The sequence below is a fragment of the Microbispora sp. NPDC049633 genome (assembly GCF_040675265.1).
In the GTDB taxonomy this organism is placed as follows: Bacteria; Actinomycetota; Actinomycetes; order Streptosporangiales; family Streptosporangiaceae; genus Microbispora; species Microbispora maris.
Map to the genome: position 1 here is coordinate 38,088 of NZ_JBFAOO010000031.1, position 14,968 is coordinate 53,055.

Below are 14,968 nucleotides of genomic sequence, written 5' to 3' on the forward strand. Positions count from 1 at the left end.
GTGACGTCGGCTCGTCCGGTTACCACCCTCGCGCGGACTCCTATACACTGACTGCGTCGCAAGGGGCTATAGCGCAGCTGGTAGCGCACTTCCATGGCATGGAAGGGGTCTGGGGTTCGAATCCCCATAGCTCCACCACACCCGAAGGGCGGTCGATCGACCGCCCTTTTTTCGTAGCCCGCTTTCCGCGCCGCCCGGGAGACCGGAGCCTCAGGGGAGACGATAGGGCGACTGTTCGGATCGCAGCACGTGGTCGGCGCCCATCTGCCGGCCGCTCCTGCCGAGCAGGCGGGAGATCGCGGCCGCGGCCACCACTCCCACGGTGCCGACGCCCATGAGGACCGTGGAGACGGTCAATGCGATGTTCATCGTCCCGCCGTCATTCCGATGCAGATGCCGCTGGCAAGGATGGTGAGAGGAAAGAAGATCAGGGACAGGGTCACTATGGCGGCGGGCTGGGCGATCGGCACCTGCGTGTACGCGACCGAGTTGGCCAGGCAGCACAGCAGGCAGAAGAAACCGGCGATCACCTGCAGCATGTCGCCTCGCCGGGTCGAGGACGAGAAGAACAACTCGCCCATGGCTCCGGCGGACATGGCCGCCGACGAGATGAACAGTTGTCCTCGTGCCAGGGTCGTGATCACGCTGAAGCCCTGTACCGACAAAGTCGCCCGCAACGTGTCGAAGACGAGCGGCATCAGGCCGATTATCACGCCGAACAGGATCCACAGGGTGAGCCGTGCCACGACGGCGCGCCGCCTGTTCGGGGGCGAGGTGTCGACCGCTGAGGCGACGTCCTGGAAAGGTGCGACCATTTGTATCCCTGCCGGGCGATGTCGAGGGCTCGTTGCGTCAGACGTTCGGCTGTTGGAGAGGCGGCAGGCTGTAGTAGCCGCGTATCCTGTCGGCGAGCAGACGGGTCGCGCTGTCGGCGAGGTGGACAACGCTCTGATCCAGAGTCACCCCGATGAGATATTTGCTCTCGTCTATCCGGCAGTAGTAGACGGCGCCCCTCTCGACGTCCAGGACGGTCCGGATGAGCACCCCTCCCTCGGCGTCCGCGAGGAAGTCGTTGAGGCCGTTGATGAGCCAGCCCACCTGCTTGCCCACGTTGATGTAGACGTTCCTCCTCTGGTCCTTTCCGGTGTCGCCGAAATAACGTGCGAGCAGGGGATGGTCCAGGATGTCGGCCGAGAGCAGTATTCCGTCGCGAGCACATATCTGCACGTAATGGAGGCTCTCGACGTTCAGTTCCGGTTGGCACAGAAGGATCAGCTCACTCACGTCCTGCGGCGAATGCCGGTATTCATGAACGGTGAGATGCTCCTCGGGGGTGAGAGTCTCGTCCACGGGGCGATATCCCGCATCGGCGGCGGGCCCGGTCGGGAAGGGCGCGATGTGGACGCTTCTCATGTCCAGATACACGAGAGACAGCGACAGGCCGAAGACGAAGAGTCCTCCTCCCAGCGTCAGCCCGCCCGCGACACCGAGGTCCAAACCGCCGGAACCGTCGTCGCCTCCGGTCAGCAGAATCGCCCCGAGCCCCATGTTCAGTAGGCCGATCAGTACGAGCGGAATCAGCATCAGGGAGTAGATCTGCGTTCTTCGCGCCAATCTCTCCGCTCCTCTGGCCAGCGCCAGCAGTATCGCGAGACCGAGGACCTGCAGCACCACACGGGCCGGGCTGAAAGTGTTCCTGACGGCCGCGATTATCAACTCGACGGCCACTGGAGTCGCCAAGATCAGGAGCAGGACGGCCAGCCTGATGCGCCATGCGCTCACGAGATCTCCGACTGATCAAGGCCGTACCGGCGCTCTGCGGGAGGGGCGATCACGTCTCCGCTCGATTCTCGCGGCGTGATTCGTGGTCATCGATTAGATCGTCGCAGTCCAGCACCTGTTACAGCGCGAACGCGAAAGGTGGCGATCCTGGCATTCAAGATGGCCGTGTTCTTCCCTGCAAATCGGATATGCCTACTCAATACCGCAGAGACGTAGCAAAGCGGTGGTGGCAGCGGCGAGGACGACGACCAGGGGGAACGGCGCCTTCCGCAGCGTGAGGATCCCGGCGGCGAGCACCCCGGCGAGCCTGGCCCAACCGGCGAAGCCGTGCCCCTCGGTGAGGGCCGAGGTGGCCACCAGGGCGACGAGCAGCACGGTCGCGGTGACGGACAGCAGGTGACGCAGGCGTCCGGGCAGTCGGAGCCTGTGCTGCAGCACCGGACCCGCCACCCGGAACGCGTAGGTGCCGGCGGCCAGTGCGAGGATGGCGATCAGGGGCATGGGACCTCCGAACCGGAGGGGGTCCGCACGGTGAGCACGAGACCGGTCAGGGCGAGCAGCACCGGCAGGCCGGCGGGCAGGAACGGCGTGGCCGCCACCGCGACGGCCGCCCCGAGCAGGGCGGCGTTCCGCACGTTCCGCACGTTCCGCTCGGCTCGCTCGGCTCGCTGAATGAGCGAGGGCAGGACGAGGGCCAGCAGCACCGCGGGGAATGCCGCGTCGAGGCCCAGTGCGGTCGTGTCCCCGATGCCGCGCCCGGCCAGCGCGCCGAGCACGACGGCCGCGTTCCAGCTGACGAAAAGACCGAGCCCGCAGGCCCAGAACGCGGCGTGACGCCGGCGGGGATCGCCGTCGCGCAGCACGAAGGCCACGGCCTCGTCCGTCATGAGGTGCGCGCCGGCGAGCCGCGTCCACCACCTGCCGCCGAGGACGTCGCCGACGGCGAAGCCGAACGGCAGCAGGCGCGCGTTCAGCACCAGGCCGGCCGCGACGGCGGCGATCGGCGCGCCGCCCGAGAGCACCACGCCGACCGCGGCGAACTGGGCGCCGCCGGCGAACACCAGCAGGGACATGACGACCGGCACCCACGGAGGCAGACCGCCGGACACGGCGATCGCGCCGAATGCGGCACCCACCATGGCATCGGCGAGGCAGACCAGGGCGATGTCGCGGAGCGTGCCGCGATCGAGTGTTCGCCATAACGAATCCATGTCCAGTAGAGTGAACAGAAGTGGCGAGGTTCGTCAAGTCGAACGATTGGAAGTGTGGAGCGAACACGTGGCTGAGAAGGCGTCCTTCGATCTGATCGCGCTGATCGCGGCGTCGATCCGCCGGGAGCGTGAGCGCGCCGGTCTGTCGCTGACTGAGCTGGCGAAGCGGGCGGGCATCGCCAAGTCCACGCTCTCGCAACTGGAGTCGGGCGGGGGCAACCCGAGCGTGGAGACCCTGTGGGCGCTCGGGGCCGCGCTCGGGGTGCCGTTCAGCCGCCTGGTGGACCCGCCGCGCACGGTCGTCCAGGTGATCAGGGCGGGGGAGGGTCCCGCCACCTACTCCGAGCAGGCCAACTACGGGGTCACGCTGCTCGCCTCCTGCCCGCCGCACGCCCGGCGCGACCTCTACCGCATCTCGGCCGAGCCGGGCCCGCCCCGCAGATCGGACCCGCACCGGCCCGGTACGACGGAGCACCTGGTGATCGGGACCGGCCGGGCGTCGGCCGGGCCGGCGGAGGAACCGGTGGAGCTCGGGCCGGGGGACTACATCGTCTATCCCGGAGACGCGCCGCACGTCTTCGAGGCACTCGAACCCGGCACCACCGCGATGATCGTCATCGAGCACATCTGATTGACAACGATCTTTGACACAATCGCCAGCCGAAAAGCCCATTTGGCCGGGGAATGTCTTGACTTGTTGGGGTTCAGCCCCCTATCTAGAAGGAGGCAAAGACGGCTGATCATTAACGGCGGCGACGATGACAATCGAATCAGGACCGGACAATCCGCGTCAGGAGTACCGCGCCATCCAGGCCGAGGCGTTCAATCGCATCGGCGGACGGTACGACGAGGCGTTCCCGCACAAGGAAGGCCAGGTAGCCGCCGGTGAATGGATGATCAAGCAGCTCAAGCCGGGAGCGCGGGTCCTCGACGTGGGCTGCGGGACGGGCGCGCCCACCGCTCAGCGGTTCGCCGACGCCGGCTGCGAGGTGACCGGCATCGACATCTCCCCTGTCATGCTGGACCTGGCGCGCAAGAACGTGCCGACCGGGACCTTCCTCGAACGCGACGTGCTCGACCTCGACGACTCGCTCGGCGTGTTCGACGCCGCGACGGCCTTCTTCAGCCTGCTGATGCTGCCGCGCGCCGAGATCGAGCAGGCGCTGCGCAAAATCCACGCCGTGCTCGCGCCCGGCGGTCTGTTCTCGCTGAGCATGGTGGAAATCGACCTCGACGACGTGCCTTTCCAGTTTCTCGGCGCGCCGGTACGGGTGACCGGATATCTGCGCGACGAGTTGCGCGAGGTCATCGAAGCCGCCGGTTTCAGCGTGCTGTCGGAGAACCACCTTTCGTATGCGCCGGCGACCACCCAGGCGCCGCCGGAAATCCAGCTGTTCGTCAACTGCCGGCGTGACGACAAATTCTGAGCGGCCCTACCCGTGTCGGGAGACGGGGAACCGCTCGCCGTGCTGAGTGATGTCAGTGGGATCGTCCGTGCCATCGGCGAAAGCCCCGGGCCGGAGGAGGCTACGAGGGTTCTCTGCGAGGCGGTCGTGCCCGGCCTGGCCGACGCCGCCGCGGTCTACGTGGACGGCGCCGTCTGCCAGCGGGTCGATCCCGACGGGCGGCTGCCGCCGCGCTGGACCGGCGACGGCATCGGTGAGGCGGCCCTGCTCGACGGGCATCTGCTCGCCGTGCCCCTCCGCGCGTACGGCGCGCCGGTCGGCTGCGCGCTGCTGGCGCGCGACGCCCGGCGTCCGCCGTTCGGCGAGGCCCACGTGCTGGCCGCCGGGCAGTTCGCCGTGCCGGCCGCGCTCACGATCTTCCATGGGCGGCGGGACCGGCAGCAGGACGAGACCCTGGAGATCCTCCAGCGCGGGATGCGCCCGGGCGACCCGCCCGAGCTGCCCGGGCTGGAGATCGCCTACCGCTACAAGCCCGCCGCCGAGCGGGTGGGCGGCGACTGGTACGACGTCATCCCGCTCCCGGGCAGCAGGGTGGCGCTGGTCGTCGGCGACGTGATGGGCCACGGGCTGGCCGCGGCGGCCGTGATGGGCCAGCTCCGCACGGCCGTGCAGACCCTGGCCTCGCTCGACCTGCCGGCCGAGCAGGTGCTGCACTCGCTGGACGAGATGGCCCAGCGGCTGGCCGCGCAGACGCTGACCACCTGTGTCTACTGCGTGTACGACCCGGTGCTGCGCAGGTGCACGATCGCGAGCGCCGGGCACCTGCCGCCGATCCTGCTGAGGCCGGACGGCAAGGCGGAGGTGCTGTCGCCGCCCCGGTGCCCGCCGATCGGGCTGGGCCGTACCCCGTTCGAGACGATGGAGATCGCGGCGGAGGACGGCAGCATGCTCGTCCTCTACACCGACGGCCTCGTGGAGGAGCGCGGGCAGGACATCGGGCTGAGCGTGGAGTCGCTGCGCCGCAGGCTCGCGAACGGCACCTCGATCGAGGCGCTGAGCGACGACGTGCTGTCCGCGGCCAGGACCGACGACGTCACCGTGCTCGCCATCCGGTTCCGCGGCATCCCCAGCGAGCACGTCGCCCAGTGGCTGCTGGAGCCCCAGCCGACGACGCCGGGACGCGTGCGCGGCCTGGTCCGCCGGACGCTCGACTCGTGGGGTCTCACGCGGCTGATCCCGGTGGCCGAACTGCTCGCCGGCGAGCTCGTCACCAACGCCGTACGGCACACCCAGCGGCCCATCACCCTCAGGCTGCTGCGCACCGACCACCTGCTGTGCGAGGTCAGCGACGACGACCACAGGCTGCCGGTCGTCCGCGAGCCCGGCCCGCTCGACGAGGACGGACGAGGGCTGTACCTGGTCAGCCAGCTCGCCGAGCACTGGGGGACCAGCCGGGTCGCCGGAGGCAAGACCGTCTGGTTCTCGCTGGCGATTCCCTGACGCCAGAACGCCACTCCATCGCCCTGCCCGCCGGGTCGTCGTCCTCCGCGGCCGCGACCGGCGCCTCGGCGAACTGCGCCTGCCCGCCCTCGCGGTGCGGTGTCACCACGAGCCTGCGGGCCACGCGTTGGCCACACTCGGCCCGTGGTCGCACCGCACCAGGTGGACCCCTCCGGCGTGCGCGCGCGGCCGGCCGACCCGCTCACCGCGCCCCGGGGAGCCGCCTGCGCCTGCTGAGACCTTCTCGGTTACACCCACGCCGCGAAAGTCCTATACACTGGCCACGCGCCGCCGACGCGGCGTGGGTAAGGGGCTATAGCGCAGCTGGTAGCGCACTTCCATGGCATGGAAGGGGTCTGGGGTTCGAGTCCCCATAGCTCCACCATGATCGATGAGGCATCGCAAGAGCCGTCCTCCGGCCGGAGGACGGCTCTCGGCGTTTCCATGGACGCCGAGACGGTCTCCGGCATCTACGGATATCTCGCCGACCGTGGCGTGAAGATCTGGATCGACGGCGGCTGGTGCGTCGACGCCCTCCTGGGACGGCAGACGAGGCGGCACCCGGATCTCGATGTGGCGCTCGGCCGCGAGGACGAGGAGCGGTTCGTCGAACACATGGCGGGCCTCGGATACACCAAGAGGCACGACGGCGACGACACCGCGTGGAACTACGTCCTGACCGATGACCGGGGCCACAGCGTCGACGTGCACGTCTTCGAGTGCGACGAGTCCGGGCGCAACGTCTACGGGATCGCGTATCCTCACGGCTCGCTCACCGGCGCAGGCACGATCAACGGCCGTACCGTGGCCTGCGTCGCGCCGGAGTGGATGTTCGCCTTCAAGACGGCGTACGTGCCCGCGGACAAGGACTTCAAGGACGTCCACGCGCTGAGCGAGGCGTTCGGCTTCGAGATACCGCCGACCCACCGACGATCACCGGGCCATGAGGCGCAGGGCGAGCTCACGTAAATCCGCGACGGTCATGGACGGCATCTCGTCGTGGGTCCATTCACGCTGGTCGCGATTGATCCAGGCGGTGTCCAGTCCGGCCCTTCGAGCGGCGATGACGTCCTCGACGGGGTCGTCGCCCACGTGCAGGACATCGCCGGCCTCGACTCGCATCCCATCCAGCATGCACCGATAGATTTCCGGATCCGGTTTGTGGAATCCGCACTCGGCGGCGACCACCACCGACTCGAAGACGCCGTCCAGGCCCAGGCGACGGCGATGGGTGTTGCCGTTGGTGACGAGTGCGAGGCGATGGCGCGCCTTCAGACCGGCCAGGCTTTATCACGGACCTCACGCAACCAGCGCGCGGTCACCGGCCCGTCGGGCCTGCTAACCCCCGACTCGCGGAGCAGACGAGCGGCGTCATAGAGGGCAAGTCGCATCGCGGTCTCGAAATCCCACAGGGTGCCGTCCCCGTCGAAGGACAGAGCCCGATAGGCGCCGGGCACGCCGGCTCCCCTCTCCCGGCTCAGCCGCTCTGCCGCCGGCGTCCGGACGGTCAGTTGTCCGTGCGTACGAAGGCGACCGCGTCCAGAGGGACGGCGTGCCCCTCGGGGTCGGTGAACGACACGTCCAGCCGCGCCCCGGTCCGCCGATCCCGGCGTTCGACCGTCGGTCCCGTAAGCCGGGGCACGTGGCGGTCCCCCCACTGCTGCAGCGCTCCGAGGATCACGAGCGCGTCGCGGCCCGAATCGGTCAGGTGGTACTCGTACCGGGTGCGGGCCCCGGTGTCGCGGTAGGGCCGCTTCTCGACGACGCCCGCACCGGCGAGCGTCGCCAGCCGGGTGGTCAGCAGATTCGTGGCGATCCCCAGGCGCTGCTGGATGTCGGCGAAGCGGACGACTCCCGTGTGCAGTTCCCGCAGTATCAGCGGCGTCCACCGCTCTCCGAGGAGGGTCACCGCCCGCTCGATGGAGCACGTCATCGAGTCGGGGAGTTCGGTGGTCGTCATCGCACGCCTCGCTCGCTCGTCGCCGGTCGGATCCAGGCTAGCCCGAGGAAGCTGACTTGTAATTCTAAAGTCAGGTCTCTAGTGTGGACGCGAAGCCGTCGAGCGATGGAGGCCACAATGAAGATCGAGGGATCAGTCGCGCTGGTCACGGGCGCGAACCGCGGGCTGGGACGACGTTTCGCGGCCGCGCTGCTGGAGCGGGGCGCCGCCAAGGTGTACGCGGCGGCGCGCAGGCCGGAGACGGTCGACCTGCCGGGCGTGGTGCCGCTCGCCCTGGACATCACCGACCCCGCGTCCGTCCGGGCCGCAGCCGAGCGTGCCCGCGACGTGGACCTCCTGATCAACAACGCCGGAATCTCCACGGGCTCGTCGATCGTCGCCGGTGCGCTCGACGACATCCGCCTGGAGATGGAGACGCACTACTTCGGCACGCTCGCCATGGCTCGTGAGTTCGCCCCGGTCCTGGGCCGCAACGGGGGCGGCGCGATCCTCAACGTGCTGTCGGTGCTGTCGTGGTTCACGGCCCCGCAGGTGGCCGGCTACTCCGCGGCCAAGGCGGCCGCGCTGCAGCTCACCAACAGTCTCCGCCTCGAACTGAAGGAGCAGGGCACGCTCGTCACGGCGCTGCACGTCGGATACATGGACACCGACATGGCCGCCGACGTCGACGGCCCGAAGATCGACCCGGCGGAGGTCGCCGCCCAGGCCCTGCAGGGGATCGAGCAGGGGAGCTTCGAGGTGGTCGCCGACGACGTGAGCCGTCAGGTGCGGGCCAAGCTGTCCGGCGACGTGGCCGGACTGTATCCGCAGCTGGCATCCTGAACCACGGACACATGATCACATCCGTGCCGGGTAGGGGCGGGTGTCATGAAGAGGATCCTGCAGCTCGTCTTCACCCGCTGGCTGGCGCGTACGCCGATCGGAATGGTCCTGCTCGGCCTCGGCTGGCTGTTCATGCGCAAGCGGCGGGCCCGCAAGCAGCAGCCCGCGCAGGCCCCGGCGCTCCGCGAGCCCGGACGCCGGTCGAGCAACCCGAACGCCTGGCGCGGTCCCGCCGCCGGCAACCGCCGATGAGACAGCCGGGCGATCAGCCGAGCACGGCGGGCGTGCGGAACGTCTGCCGGTAGACCAGGGGGGACACCCCCACGGCGGCGTGGAGGTGCTGGCGGAGTGAGACCGCGCTGCCGAACCCGGCCTTCCTGGCGATCGCGTCGACCGGCAGGTCGGTGGTCTCCAGCAGGTGCCGGGCGTGCGCGATCCGCTGCCCGGCGAGCCACCTGGCCGGACTGAGGCCGGTCTCCTCCCGGAACCTGCGGGTGAACGTCCGCACGCTCATGCGGGCGTGCGCGGCCAGGGCCGCCAGGTTGACCGGCTCCTCCAGGTGTTCGAGCATCCACGCCCGGGTCGGCGCCGTGGTCGTCCCGGCGGGGTCGGGCAGCGGCCGCTCGATGAACTGGGCCTGGCCGCCCTCCCGGAACGGCGGAGTGACGCACCGGCGGGCGGTGCGGTTGGCCACCTCGCTGCCGTGGTCGCGCCGGATGACGTGCAGGCACAAGTCGATCCCCGCCGCCACGCCCGCCGAGGTCAGCACGTCGCCGTCGTCGATGAACAACACGTCGGGATCGAGCCGTACGCGGGGGAACAGGCCGCGGAAGTGCGCGGCGTTGCGCCAGTGCGTCGTCGCCGGACGCCCGTCCAGCAGGCCCGCGGCGGCCAGCACGAAGGCGCCGGTGCAGATGGAGATGAGCCGGGCCCGTCCCGCGACGCCCCACAGCGCCGCGCGCACCTCCCCGTCGAGCGTGCCGTTCTCCAGCGGCGTCCCGCTGTGGATGCCCGGCACCACCACCGTGTCCGCCGTCGCGAGCACGCCGAGGTCGTGGTCGGGGACCACGCTGTAGCCCGCCCGGCTCCGCACCGGGCGGCCGCCCGGAGTGCAGGTGACGACCTCGTACAGCGGGCCGGGATCGCGAGCCGCCCAGAACACCTGCCCGGGGATGCCCAGGTCGAGTGTGGCGAAATCGTCCAGGGCCAGTACGGCGACGCGGTGCACAGCCGGATGCATGGCCTGATTCTTTCACATGTTGGCCTCTCGGCCACTGTCCCCGATGGCGGACGCGACGCGATGATGCTCGCCATGAAGTCGCTGCATCGTGCCTGGATCGTCGCCGCCGTCGCCTTCGTCGCGATCATCGGGGCGGCCGGGTTCCGCGCCTCGCCAGGCGTGATGATCACGCCCCTGGAGGACGAGTTCGGCTGGACGAGGGGCACGATCTCGCTCGCCGTCTCGGTGAACCTCATGCTCTACGGGCTGTGCGCGCCGTTCGCGGCGGCGCTCATGGACCGCTTCGGCATGCGCCGCGTCGTCGCCTACGCCCTGCTGCTGGTGGCGGTGGGCAGCGGCCTGACCGTGTTCATGACCGCGAGCTGGCAGCTCGTCGCGCTCTGGGGCGTCCTGGTCGGGCTGGGCACCGGCTCGATGGCGCTCGTCTTCGCCGCCACGCTGACCGACCGCTGGTTCGTACGGCACCGCGGCCTGGTCACCGGCGTGCTCACGGCGGGCGGGGCGACGGGACAGCTCGTCTTCCTGCCGGTGCTCGCGCACCTGGCCGAGTCGCAGGGCTGGCGGTGGGCCTCGCTCACGGTGGCGGCGGCCGCGCTCGCCGTCGTCCCGCTCGTGTGGTTCCTGCTCAGGGACACGCCGGAGGAGCTGGGCCTGACCGCGCTGGGCGCGACCGGGCCGGTCGTGCGCACGCCGGGCAAGGGCGCCGCGGCGCGGGCCGTACGGGTGCTGCGGGACGCCGCCCGCACCCGGCGCTTCTGGTATCTCTCGCTCGGCTTCGCCATCTGCGGAGCGAGCACGAACGGCCTGGTCGGCACCCACTTCATCCCGGCCGCCCACGACCACGGCATGCCGGAGACCACCGCCGCCTCGCTGCTCGCCGTCATCGGGATCTTCGACATCGCCGGCACCGTCTTCTCCGGCTGGCTCAGCGACCGGGTGGACCCGCGGCTCCTGCTCGTCGTCTACTACGCGCTGCGCGGGCTGTCGCTGCTGGTCCTGCCGCAGCTCTTCGCCGCCACGGCCGAGCCGAGCATGCTGGTCTTCATCGTCTTCTACGGCCTCGACTGGGTGGCCACCGTGCCGCCGACCGTCGCCCTGTGCCGCAAGATCTTCGGCGCGGACGGCGCCGTGGTGTTCGGCTGGGTCTTCGCCTCCCACCAGGTCGGTGCGGCCGTCGTCGCCACTGTGGCCGGGCTCACCCGCGACCATCTGGGGAACTACGACCTGGCGTGGTACGGCTCGGGCGCGCTGTGCCTGCTGGCCGCGCTCATGTCGTCCCGTATCGTCACGCGTGTCCGGGACCGCGGCGAAGCTGCGATCCTTGTTGGGTGACCGAACGCGTTCTTCCCCTGGTCGTACGCATCGAGCGGGCCGCGCCCCCGCGGCGCACCGACGCGCTGGAGGCCGCCGCGACGGCGGTGGTGCTCCTGCTGGACAGTGCCGAGAGCGGGGGACAGTGGCCGCAGGAGGTCGCCGAGTGGCAGGACGGCCGGATCAGGAAGGTGGTCAGGCGCGCACGCGGCGCCGAGTGGCGGCGTGCGCTCGCCCTGCCCGGCATCACCGTGGCCGTGGGCACGGCCGAGGTGCGCGTGCATCCTCCCGTGCCGCTCGACGGCTGGCCGCGCGACCTCGCCAGGCTCCAGGTGTCGGGCACCGACCTCACCGACGACGCGGCGCCGCCGGAGGCGGGCCCCGATGACGTGGTGCTCTGGATCAATCCCCGTCTGGAGATGACGGCGGGCAAGGCGATGGCCCAGGCGGGCCACGGCGCGCAGTTCGCCTGGTGGGGCGCGGGCGAGACGGAGCGGGCGGGCTGGCGCGGGCGCGGCTTCGCCGTACGGGTCAGGACGGCCGCCCCCGGACGATGGGACGCGCTGGCCGCGAGCGGGCTGCCGGTGGTCAGGGACGCCGGGTTCACCGAGATCGAACCGGGCTCCGCGACGGTCGTGGCCGACGCGCCGTGGCTGCGGGTGGGCGTTCCCGAAGTGTGATGGGGAAGGCACCCGAAATAGCGGGATTTGCCGTACGCTCCCGATCGTGTCACCTGGGGACTATGGGACGAAGGCCGTCCCCTCTTACATAGCGGCCGAGGCCGAGACCACTCCGCTACCGAAGATCACGGTCCCTGAGCCGGTGCCGCCGGCGAGTCCTCCCAAGAAACTCGGGGACCTGCCGATGCGGGTGGTCTACAAGGTCGTCGCGGTCGCGGCGGGGGTCGCCGTGCTGGGGGCGGGCGCGGCCGTCGTGCTGCTGAACCGGGACGACCCCGGCACCAGGGCCGCGCCGCGCCAGTCCGCCGCGGTCGGCCTGCCTTCGGCTGTGTCGGCCTCGTCCGTGTCGAGCGCCGCCGCGCCGGCCGCGGGCGCGGCGGCCACGCCCGGTCTCAGTCCCCTCTCCAGTCCGCCGTCCAGTCCCGCCGCTAGTCCGGCGGCGAGTCCGGACGCCCTGGATCCGGCGCTGGCGGCGGCCCTGAAGGACCCCCGGGTGCCCGCGCTGCCGGAAGCCGACCGCCGGCTGCGCGGCCTGCCCGGCCGGGCGGCCGCCACCCGCGGTCTGGTCAAGGACCGCCGCTCCGGCGTCGCCCTGCCTCGCTTCGCGAAACAGTGGGCGCTCGCCACGCCCACGCCGTTCGCCTCCCGCCAGCTGCTGCCCAGGGTGAAGGGCGCGTCGTACCGGGGGATGCTGGTCTCCTGTCCCGTGCCGATCCCGGAGCAGGAGACGCTGCGCGACACCGCGTTCCTGGCGGCCCGGTGGACCCTGAACCACCACCCCTCGGGCGCCACGATCACCTGGACGGCCTCCCAGCCCATCAAGGCGGGCAAGCGGAAGGGCTGGCTCCTGGGCTACACCGTGCACTACACGCTCAAGGGCAAGAAGCGGGTCTCCGCGGCGGCGCTGGCCCTCGTGGACGTCCCGGAGAAGAAGCCCGCCGTCGTGTTCGTCACGATCCCCGACAGCCAGAAGAAGCGCTGGCACGACATCAACACGGTGATGTCGTCGGTCAGGGCGCTCTAGCGGGACAGCGGGCGCTGCCACAGGGGGCGTGTCAGGAGCACGGCGGCCGCGAGCCCCGCCGTGGTGAGGGCGCCGCCCTCCCCGACCATCCAGGCCGACCTGTCGTGCGCCGAGGTCAGCGCCTCGGCCACGAAGTACAGCGACGCGTTCATCGTTGCGTGGAGCACCAGGACGGGCCAGATGCTCCTGGTCCGCAGGCGCAGCCACACGAGCGGGAAGGCCAGCGTGACCGTCTGGAGCGTGAACATCAGCAGCGCGTACGGCACCGGCACGCCCTCCTCCACCGCGCCCGGCACGAACAGCATCAGGGGGTAGTGGAACGAGGCCCAGGCCAGGCCGAGGATCACCGCCGTCGCGGCCGGGCTCCGGCGCGCGGCGAGCCTCGTGACGAGCACGGAGCTCCAGCCGAGCTGCTCGCCGAGCGCCAGCACGACGAACGGCGCCACGCCGGGCACGAGGCCGAGCAGCACGCCGAGCGCCGGATGCAGCCCGGTGGACGCGGCGAGGTCGCCCGGATCGAAGCGGGCGGCGCCGGTCAGCCAGGCCGTGCCGTACGCGAGGCCGGCGCCGAGGACGGGCACGGCCCACGCGACGGCGAGCGTGCGCCAGGGCACCCGGTGGAAACCCCAGTCCACGGCGCGGACGCCGCCACCCGCCAGGCACGCGGCGAGCGCGGCGAGCGCGGGCATGAACGCCTGGCTGTAGACGGCGATCTGGGTGCCGATCGGGGCGTCGCCGATCCGGTCGAGATCGGCGCCCTGCGAGACGGCGAGGGCCACGACGGGCAGCACGAGGGCGGCCAGAGTGACGGCGTACACCGCGAGCCGCGGCTCGCGGACGGTTGACGTGTCAGTTCGCATGGGTCGATCCCAGCGTCCCGGCGGTCCCGTCCGCCTGAGGGCCGGGTCCCGTTCCGTCCCGTCGCCCGGCGCCCGGGAGGTCCCGGTCAAGGCGGGACCCGGGTCCCATTCCCCTCACGTGAGGAATGTCCAATGATGTCCTGATGCGAAGCTCCGCGTGGCCTCGATGGCTCTGGCTGATCCCCGTCCTGTGCGGGGCGGCCGTCGTCGCCGGTGTCGCGCTCACCACGGCCGTGCCCGCGCCCGACACGACCTATCTGGTGCTCGACGCGGCCGTCGGCCTGACCTGCCCCGTGGTCGGCGCGCTGATCCTGTCGCGGTGGCCGCGGCACCCCATCGGGTGGCTGTTCTGCCTCAGCGGCGCCGGGCTGGCGCTCCAGGCTCTGGCCGGGGGATACGCCGCGTACGGCCAGACGCACGGGCTGCCCGGCGGGCCGGCCGCCGCGTGGGTGACGAACTGGGTGTTCTTCACCGGGTTCGGGCCGCTCCTGCTGCTTCCCCTCCTGCTGCCCGACGGACGGCTGCCGTCGTCGCGCTGGCGGCCGGTCCTGGTCACCGCCCTCGCCGCGATGGCCGTGCTGCAGGTGATGCTCATGCTCAGGGATCGCATCTGGGTGTGGGGACGCGAGGCGCCCAGCCCCGTCGGCCTGGTCCCCACCGAGCCCGTCGCCGAGATCGCCTTCGTCGTGGTGGCACTCGGCCTGGCCCTGTCGGGGGTGGCGGCGCTGGCCACGAGGGTGACCCGTTCCGACGACAGGCGGCGGCTCCTGCCGGTCCTCGCCGCCGTCGTCGCGGTGGTGCTCTCGGTGGTCGCCGACGCGCTGCTGCCGCCCGACCCGCCCGTGGGGGTGTGGCTGCAGGCGGCGGCGCTGCCGTTGTTCCCCGTGGCCACGGCGGTCTCTATCTTCCGCTACCGGTTGTTCGAGATCGAGGTGCTGGTCCGGCGCACCGTCGTGTACGCGCTGGTCACCGTCGTGCTGCTGGGGGCCTACCTGGTCACCGTGGCCACGGTCGGCACGCTCCTGAAGGCCGGAAACGGGATGCTGGAGCCGCTCGCCGCCACCGCCGTCGTCGCGGTGGCGTTCGCGCCGGCACGCGACGCCGCGCAGCGGGCCGTCGGCCGAATGCTGTTCGGCAACCGCGGTGACCAGGCCGCCCCCCTGTCCCTGCTC

The 14,968-nt window shown here is 71.0% G+C and carries 18 protein-coding genes, 2 tRNA genes and 1 pseudogene; 12 read left to right on the forward strand and 9 right to left on the reverse strand.

Going from position 1 to position 14,968, the window contains the following annotated elements:
• Window positions 1-62 precede the first annotated feature (62 nt).
• Window positions 63-138, forward strand: a tRNA-Ala gene (locus tag AB0J39_RS11140).
• Window positions 139-210: 72 nt separating this feature from the next.
• Here the strand turns inward: AB0J39_RS11140 and AB0J39_RS11145 are convergent.
• The 5 genes from AB0J39_RS11145 to AB0J39_RS11165 form a co-directional block, all read right to left on the reverse strand.
• Complete coding sequence (locus tag AB0J39_RS11145; RefSeq protein WP_363463255.1) at window positions 211-369, reverse strand: hypothetical protein; 159 nt, start codon at window positions 367-369, stop codon at window positions 211-213.
• The gene (locus AB0J39_RS11150) at window positions 366-746 is read right to left on the reverse strand and encodes a hypothetical protein (RefSeq protein ID WP_363463256.1); all 381 of its coding nucleotides are present in this window, start codon (window positions 744-746) and stop codon (window positions 366-368) included. Before AB0J39_RS11150 ends, AB0J39_RS11145 begins: the two co-directional genes overlap by 4 nt.
• 106 nt (window positions 747-852) lie before the next feature.
• Entirely contained in the window at window positions 853-1,782 is a 930-nt protein-coding gene (locus AB0J39_RS11155) for a hypothetical protein (protein WP_363463258.1), read from the reverse strand.
• Between the two features lie 192 nt (window positions 1,783-1,974).
• On the reverse strand, window positions 1,975-2,283 hold the full coding sequence (locus AB0J39_RS11160; RefSeq protein ID WP_363463260.1) for an AzlD domain-containing protein: 309 nt from the start codon (window positions 2,281-2,283) through the stop codon (window positions 1,975-1,977).
• Window positions 2,274-2,993, reverse strand: a complete 720-nt coding sequence (locus AB0J39_RS11165; protein ID WP_363463262.1) for an AzlC family ABC transporter permease — start codon at window positions 2,991-2,993, stop codon at window positions 2,274-2,276. Before AB0J39_RS11165 ends, AB0J39_RS11160 begins: the two co-directional genes overlap by 10 nt.
• A gap of 67 nt (window positions 2,994-3,060) precedes the next feature.
• Here AB0J39_RS11165 and AB0J39_RS11170 point away from each other — a divergent pair, with 67 nt between their 5' ends.
• The 5 genes from AB0J39_RS11170 (at window position 3,061) to AB0J39_RS11190 (ending at window position 6,868) form a co-directional block, all read left to right on the forward strand.
• A complete protein-coding gene (locus tag AB0J39_RS11170) occupies window positions 3,061-3,624 on the forward strand; it encodes a helix-turn-helix domain-containing protein (protein ID WP_363463264.1) in 564 nt (187 codons plus the stop codon).
• Window positions 3,625-3,886: 262 nt separating this feature from the next.
• Entirely contained in the window at window positions 3,887-4,420 is a 534-nt protein-coding gene (locus tag AB0J39_RS11175) for a class I SAM-dependent methyltransferase (protein ID WP_363463266.1), read from the forward strand.
• Between the two features lie 39 nt (window positions 4,421-4,459).
• On the forward strand, window positions 4,460-5,899 hold the full coding sequence (locus AB0J39_RS11180) for an ATP-binding SpoIIE family protein phosphatase (protein ID WP_363463268.1): 1,440 nt from the start codon (window positions 4,460-4,462) through the stop codon (window positions 5,897-5,899).
• Between the two features lie 309 nt (window positions 5,900-6,208).
• Window positions 6,209-6,284 (forward strand) — tRNA-Ala (locus AB0J39_RS11185).
• A 59-nt stretch (window positions 6,285-6,343) separates the two neighbouring features.
• Window positions 6,344-6,868, forward strand: a complete 525-nt coding sequence (locus AB0J39_RS11190; protein ID WP_363463270.1) for a hypothetical protein — start codon at window positions 6,344-6,346, stop codon at window positions 6,866-6,868.
• Here AB0J39_RS11190 and AB0J39_RS11195 read toward each other — a convergent pair.
• Together AB0J39_RS11195 and AB0J39_RS11200 are read right to left on the reverse strand one after the other, a co-directional pair.
• The gene (locus AB0J39_RS11195; protein ID WP_363463290.1) at window positions 6,833-7,183 is read right to left on the reverse strand and encodes an HAD family hydrolase; all 351 of its coding nucleotides are present in this window, start codon (window positions 7,181-7,183) and stop codon (window positions 6,833-6,835) included. The genes AB0J39_RS11190 and AB0J39_RS11195 overlap by 36 nt on opposite strands.
• Before the next feature lie 223 nt (window positions 7,184-7,406).
• Entirely contained in the window at window positions 7,407-7,859 is a 453-nt protein-coding gene (locus AB0J39_RS11200) for a helix-turn-helix domain-containing protein (RefSeq protein WP_363463272.1), read from the reverse strand.
• A 117-nt stretch (window positions 7,860-7,976) separates the two neighbouring features.
• On the opposite strand from AB0J39_RS11200, the gene AB0J39_RS11205 reads away from it, so the two are divergent.
• Window positions 7,977-8,681, forward strand: a complete 705-nt coding sequence (locus AB0J39_RS11205; protein ID WP_363463274.1) for an SDR family oxidoreductase — start codon at window positions 7,977-7,979, stop codon at window positions 8,679-8,681.
• A 45-nt stretch (window positions 8,682-8,726) separates the two neighbouring features.
• Window positions 8,727-8,933, forward strand: coding sequence for a DUF6203 family protein (locus tag AB0J39_RS11210; protein WP_363463275.1), 207 nt, complete (start codon window positions 8,727-8,729; stop codon window positions 8,931-8,933).
• 13 nt (window positions 8,934-8,946) lie between these two features.
• On the opposite strand, the gene AB0J39_RS11215 is transcribed toward AB0J39_RS11210, so the two are convergent.
• The gene (locus tag AB0J39_RS11215) at window positions 8,947-9,921 is read right to left on the reverse strand and encodes a helix-turn-helix domain-containing protein (RefSeq protein WP_363463277.1); all 975 of its coding nucleotides are present in this window, start codon (window positions 9,919-9,921) and stop codon (window positions 8,947-8,949) included.
• A gap of 72 nt (window positions 9,922-9,993) precedes the next feature.
• Here AB0J39_RS11215 and AB0J39_RS11220 point away from each other — a divergent pair, with 72 nt between their 5' ends.
• Genes AB0J39_RS11220 through AB0J39_RS11230 form a run of 3 tightly spaced genes read left to right on the forward strand, consistent with a single transcriptional unit; the run spans window position 9,994 to window position 12,936 of the window.
• Window positions 9,994-11,253, forward strand: a complete 1,260-nt coding sequence (locus AB0J39_RS11220; protein WP_363463278.1) for an MFS transporter — start codon at window positions 9,994-9,996, stop codon at window positions 11,251-11,253.
• The gene (locus tag AB0J39_RS11225) at window positions 11,250-11,912 is read left to right on the forward strand and encodes a peptidyl-tRNA hydrolase (RefSeq protein WP_363463279.1); all 663 of its coding nucleotides are present in this window, start codon (window positions 11,250-11,252) and stop codon (window positions 11,910-11,912) included. The genes AB0J39_RS11220 and AB0J39_RS11225 overlap by 4 nt, the downstream gene beginning before the upstream one ends.
• A gap of 46 nt (window positions 11,913-11,958) precedes the next feature.
• Window positions 11,959-12,936, forward strand: a complete 978-nt coding sequence (locus AB0J39_RS11230) for a hypothetical protein (protein ID WP_363463280.1) — start codon at window positions 11,959-11,961, stop codon at window positions 12,934-12,936.
• Here AB0J39_RS11230 and AB0J39_RS11235 read toward each other — a convergent pair.
• Window positions 12,933-13,796: a CPBP family intramembrane glutamic endopeptidase gene (locus AB0J39_RS11235; RefSeq protein ID WP_363463282.1), complete on the reverse strand. Its 864-nt coding sequence runs from the start codon at window positions 13,794-13,796 to the stop codon at window positions 12,933-12,935. The genes AB0J39_RS11230 and AB0J39_RS11235 overlap by 4 nt on opposite strands.
• A gap of 143 nt (window positions 13,797-13,939) precedes the next feature.
• Here AB0J39_RS11235 and AB0J39_RS11240 point away from each other — a divergent pair.
• Window positions 13,940-14,968, forward strand: a pseudogene (locus AB0J39_RS11240) (hypothetical protein); the annotation flags it as partial.

Coding starts and splice junctions, on each gene's coding strand:
- AB0J39_RS11145 (WP_363463255.1), bottom strand. CDS start 369: ATGAACATCGCATTGACCGTCTCCACGGTCCTCATGGGCGTCGGCACC.
- AB0J39_RS11160 (WP_363463260.1), bottom strand. CDS start 2,283: ATGCCCCTGATCGCCATCCTCGCACTGGCCGCCGGCACCTACGCGTTC.
- AB0J39_RS11165 (WP_363463262.1), bottom strand. CDS start 2,993: ATGGATTCGTTATGGCGAACACTCGATCGCGGCACGCTCCGCGACATC.
- AB0J39_RS11175 (WP_363463266.1), top strand. CDS start 3,887: ATGATCAAGCAGCTCAAGCCGGGAGCGCGGGTCCTCGACGTGGGCTGC.
- AB0J39_RS11190 (WP_363463270.1), top strand. CDS start 6,344: ATGGACGCCGAGACGGTCTCCGGCATCTACGGATATCTCGCCGACCGT.
- AB0J39_RS11200 (WP_363463272.1), bottom strand. CDS start 7,859: ATGACGACCACCGAACTCCCCGACTCGATGACGTGCTCCATCGAGCGG.
- AB0J39_RS11205 (WP_363463274.1), top strand. CDS start 7,977: ATGAAGATCGAGGGATCAGTCGCGCTGGTCACGGGCGCGAACCGCGGG.
- AB0J39_RS11210 (WP_363463275.1), top strand. CDS start 8,727: ATGAAGAGGATCCTGCAGCTCGTCTTCACCCGCTGGCTGGCGCGTACG.
- AB0J39_RS11215 (WP_363463277.1), bottom strand. CDS start 9,921: ATGCATCCGGCTGTGCACCGCGTCGCCGTACTGGCCCTGGACGATTTC.
- AB0J39_RS11220 (WP_363463278.1), top strand. CDS start 9,994: ATGAAGTCGCTGCATCGTGCCTGGATCGTCGCCGCCGTCGCCTTCGTC.
- AB0J39_RS11235 (WP_363463282.1), bottom strand. CDS start 13,796: ATGCGAACTGACACGTCAACCGTCCGCGAGCCGCGGCTCGCGGTGTAC.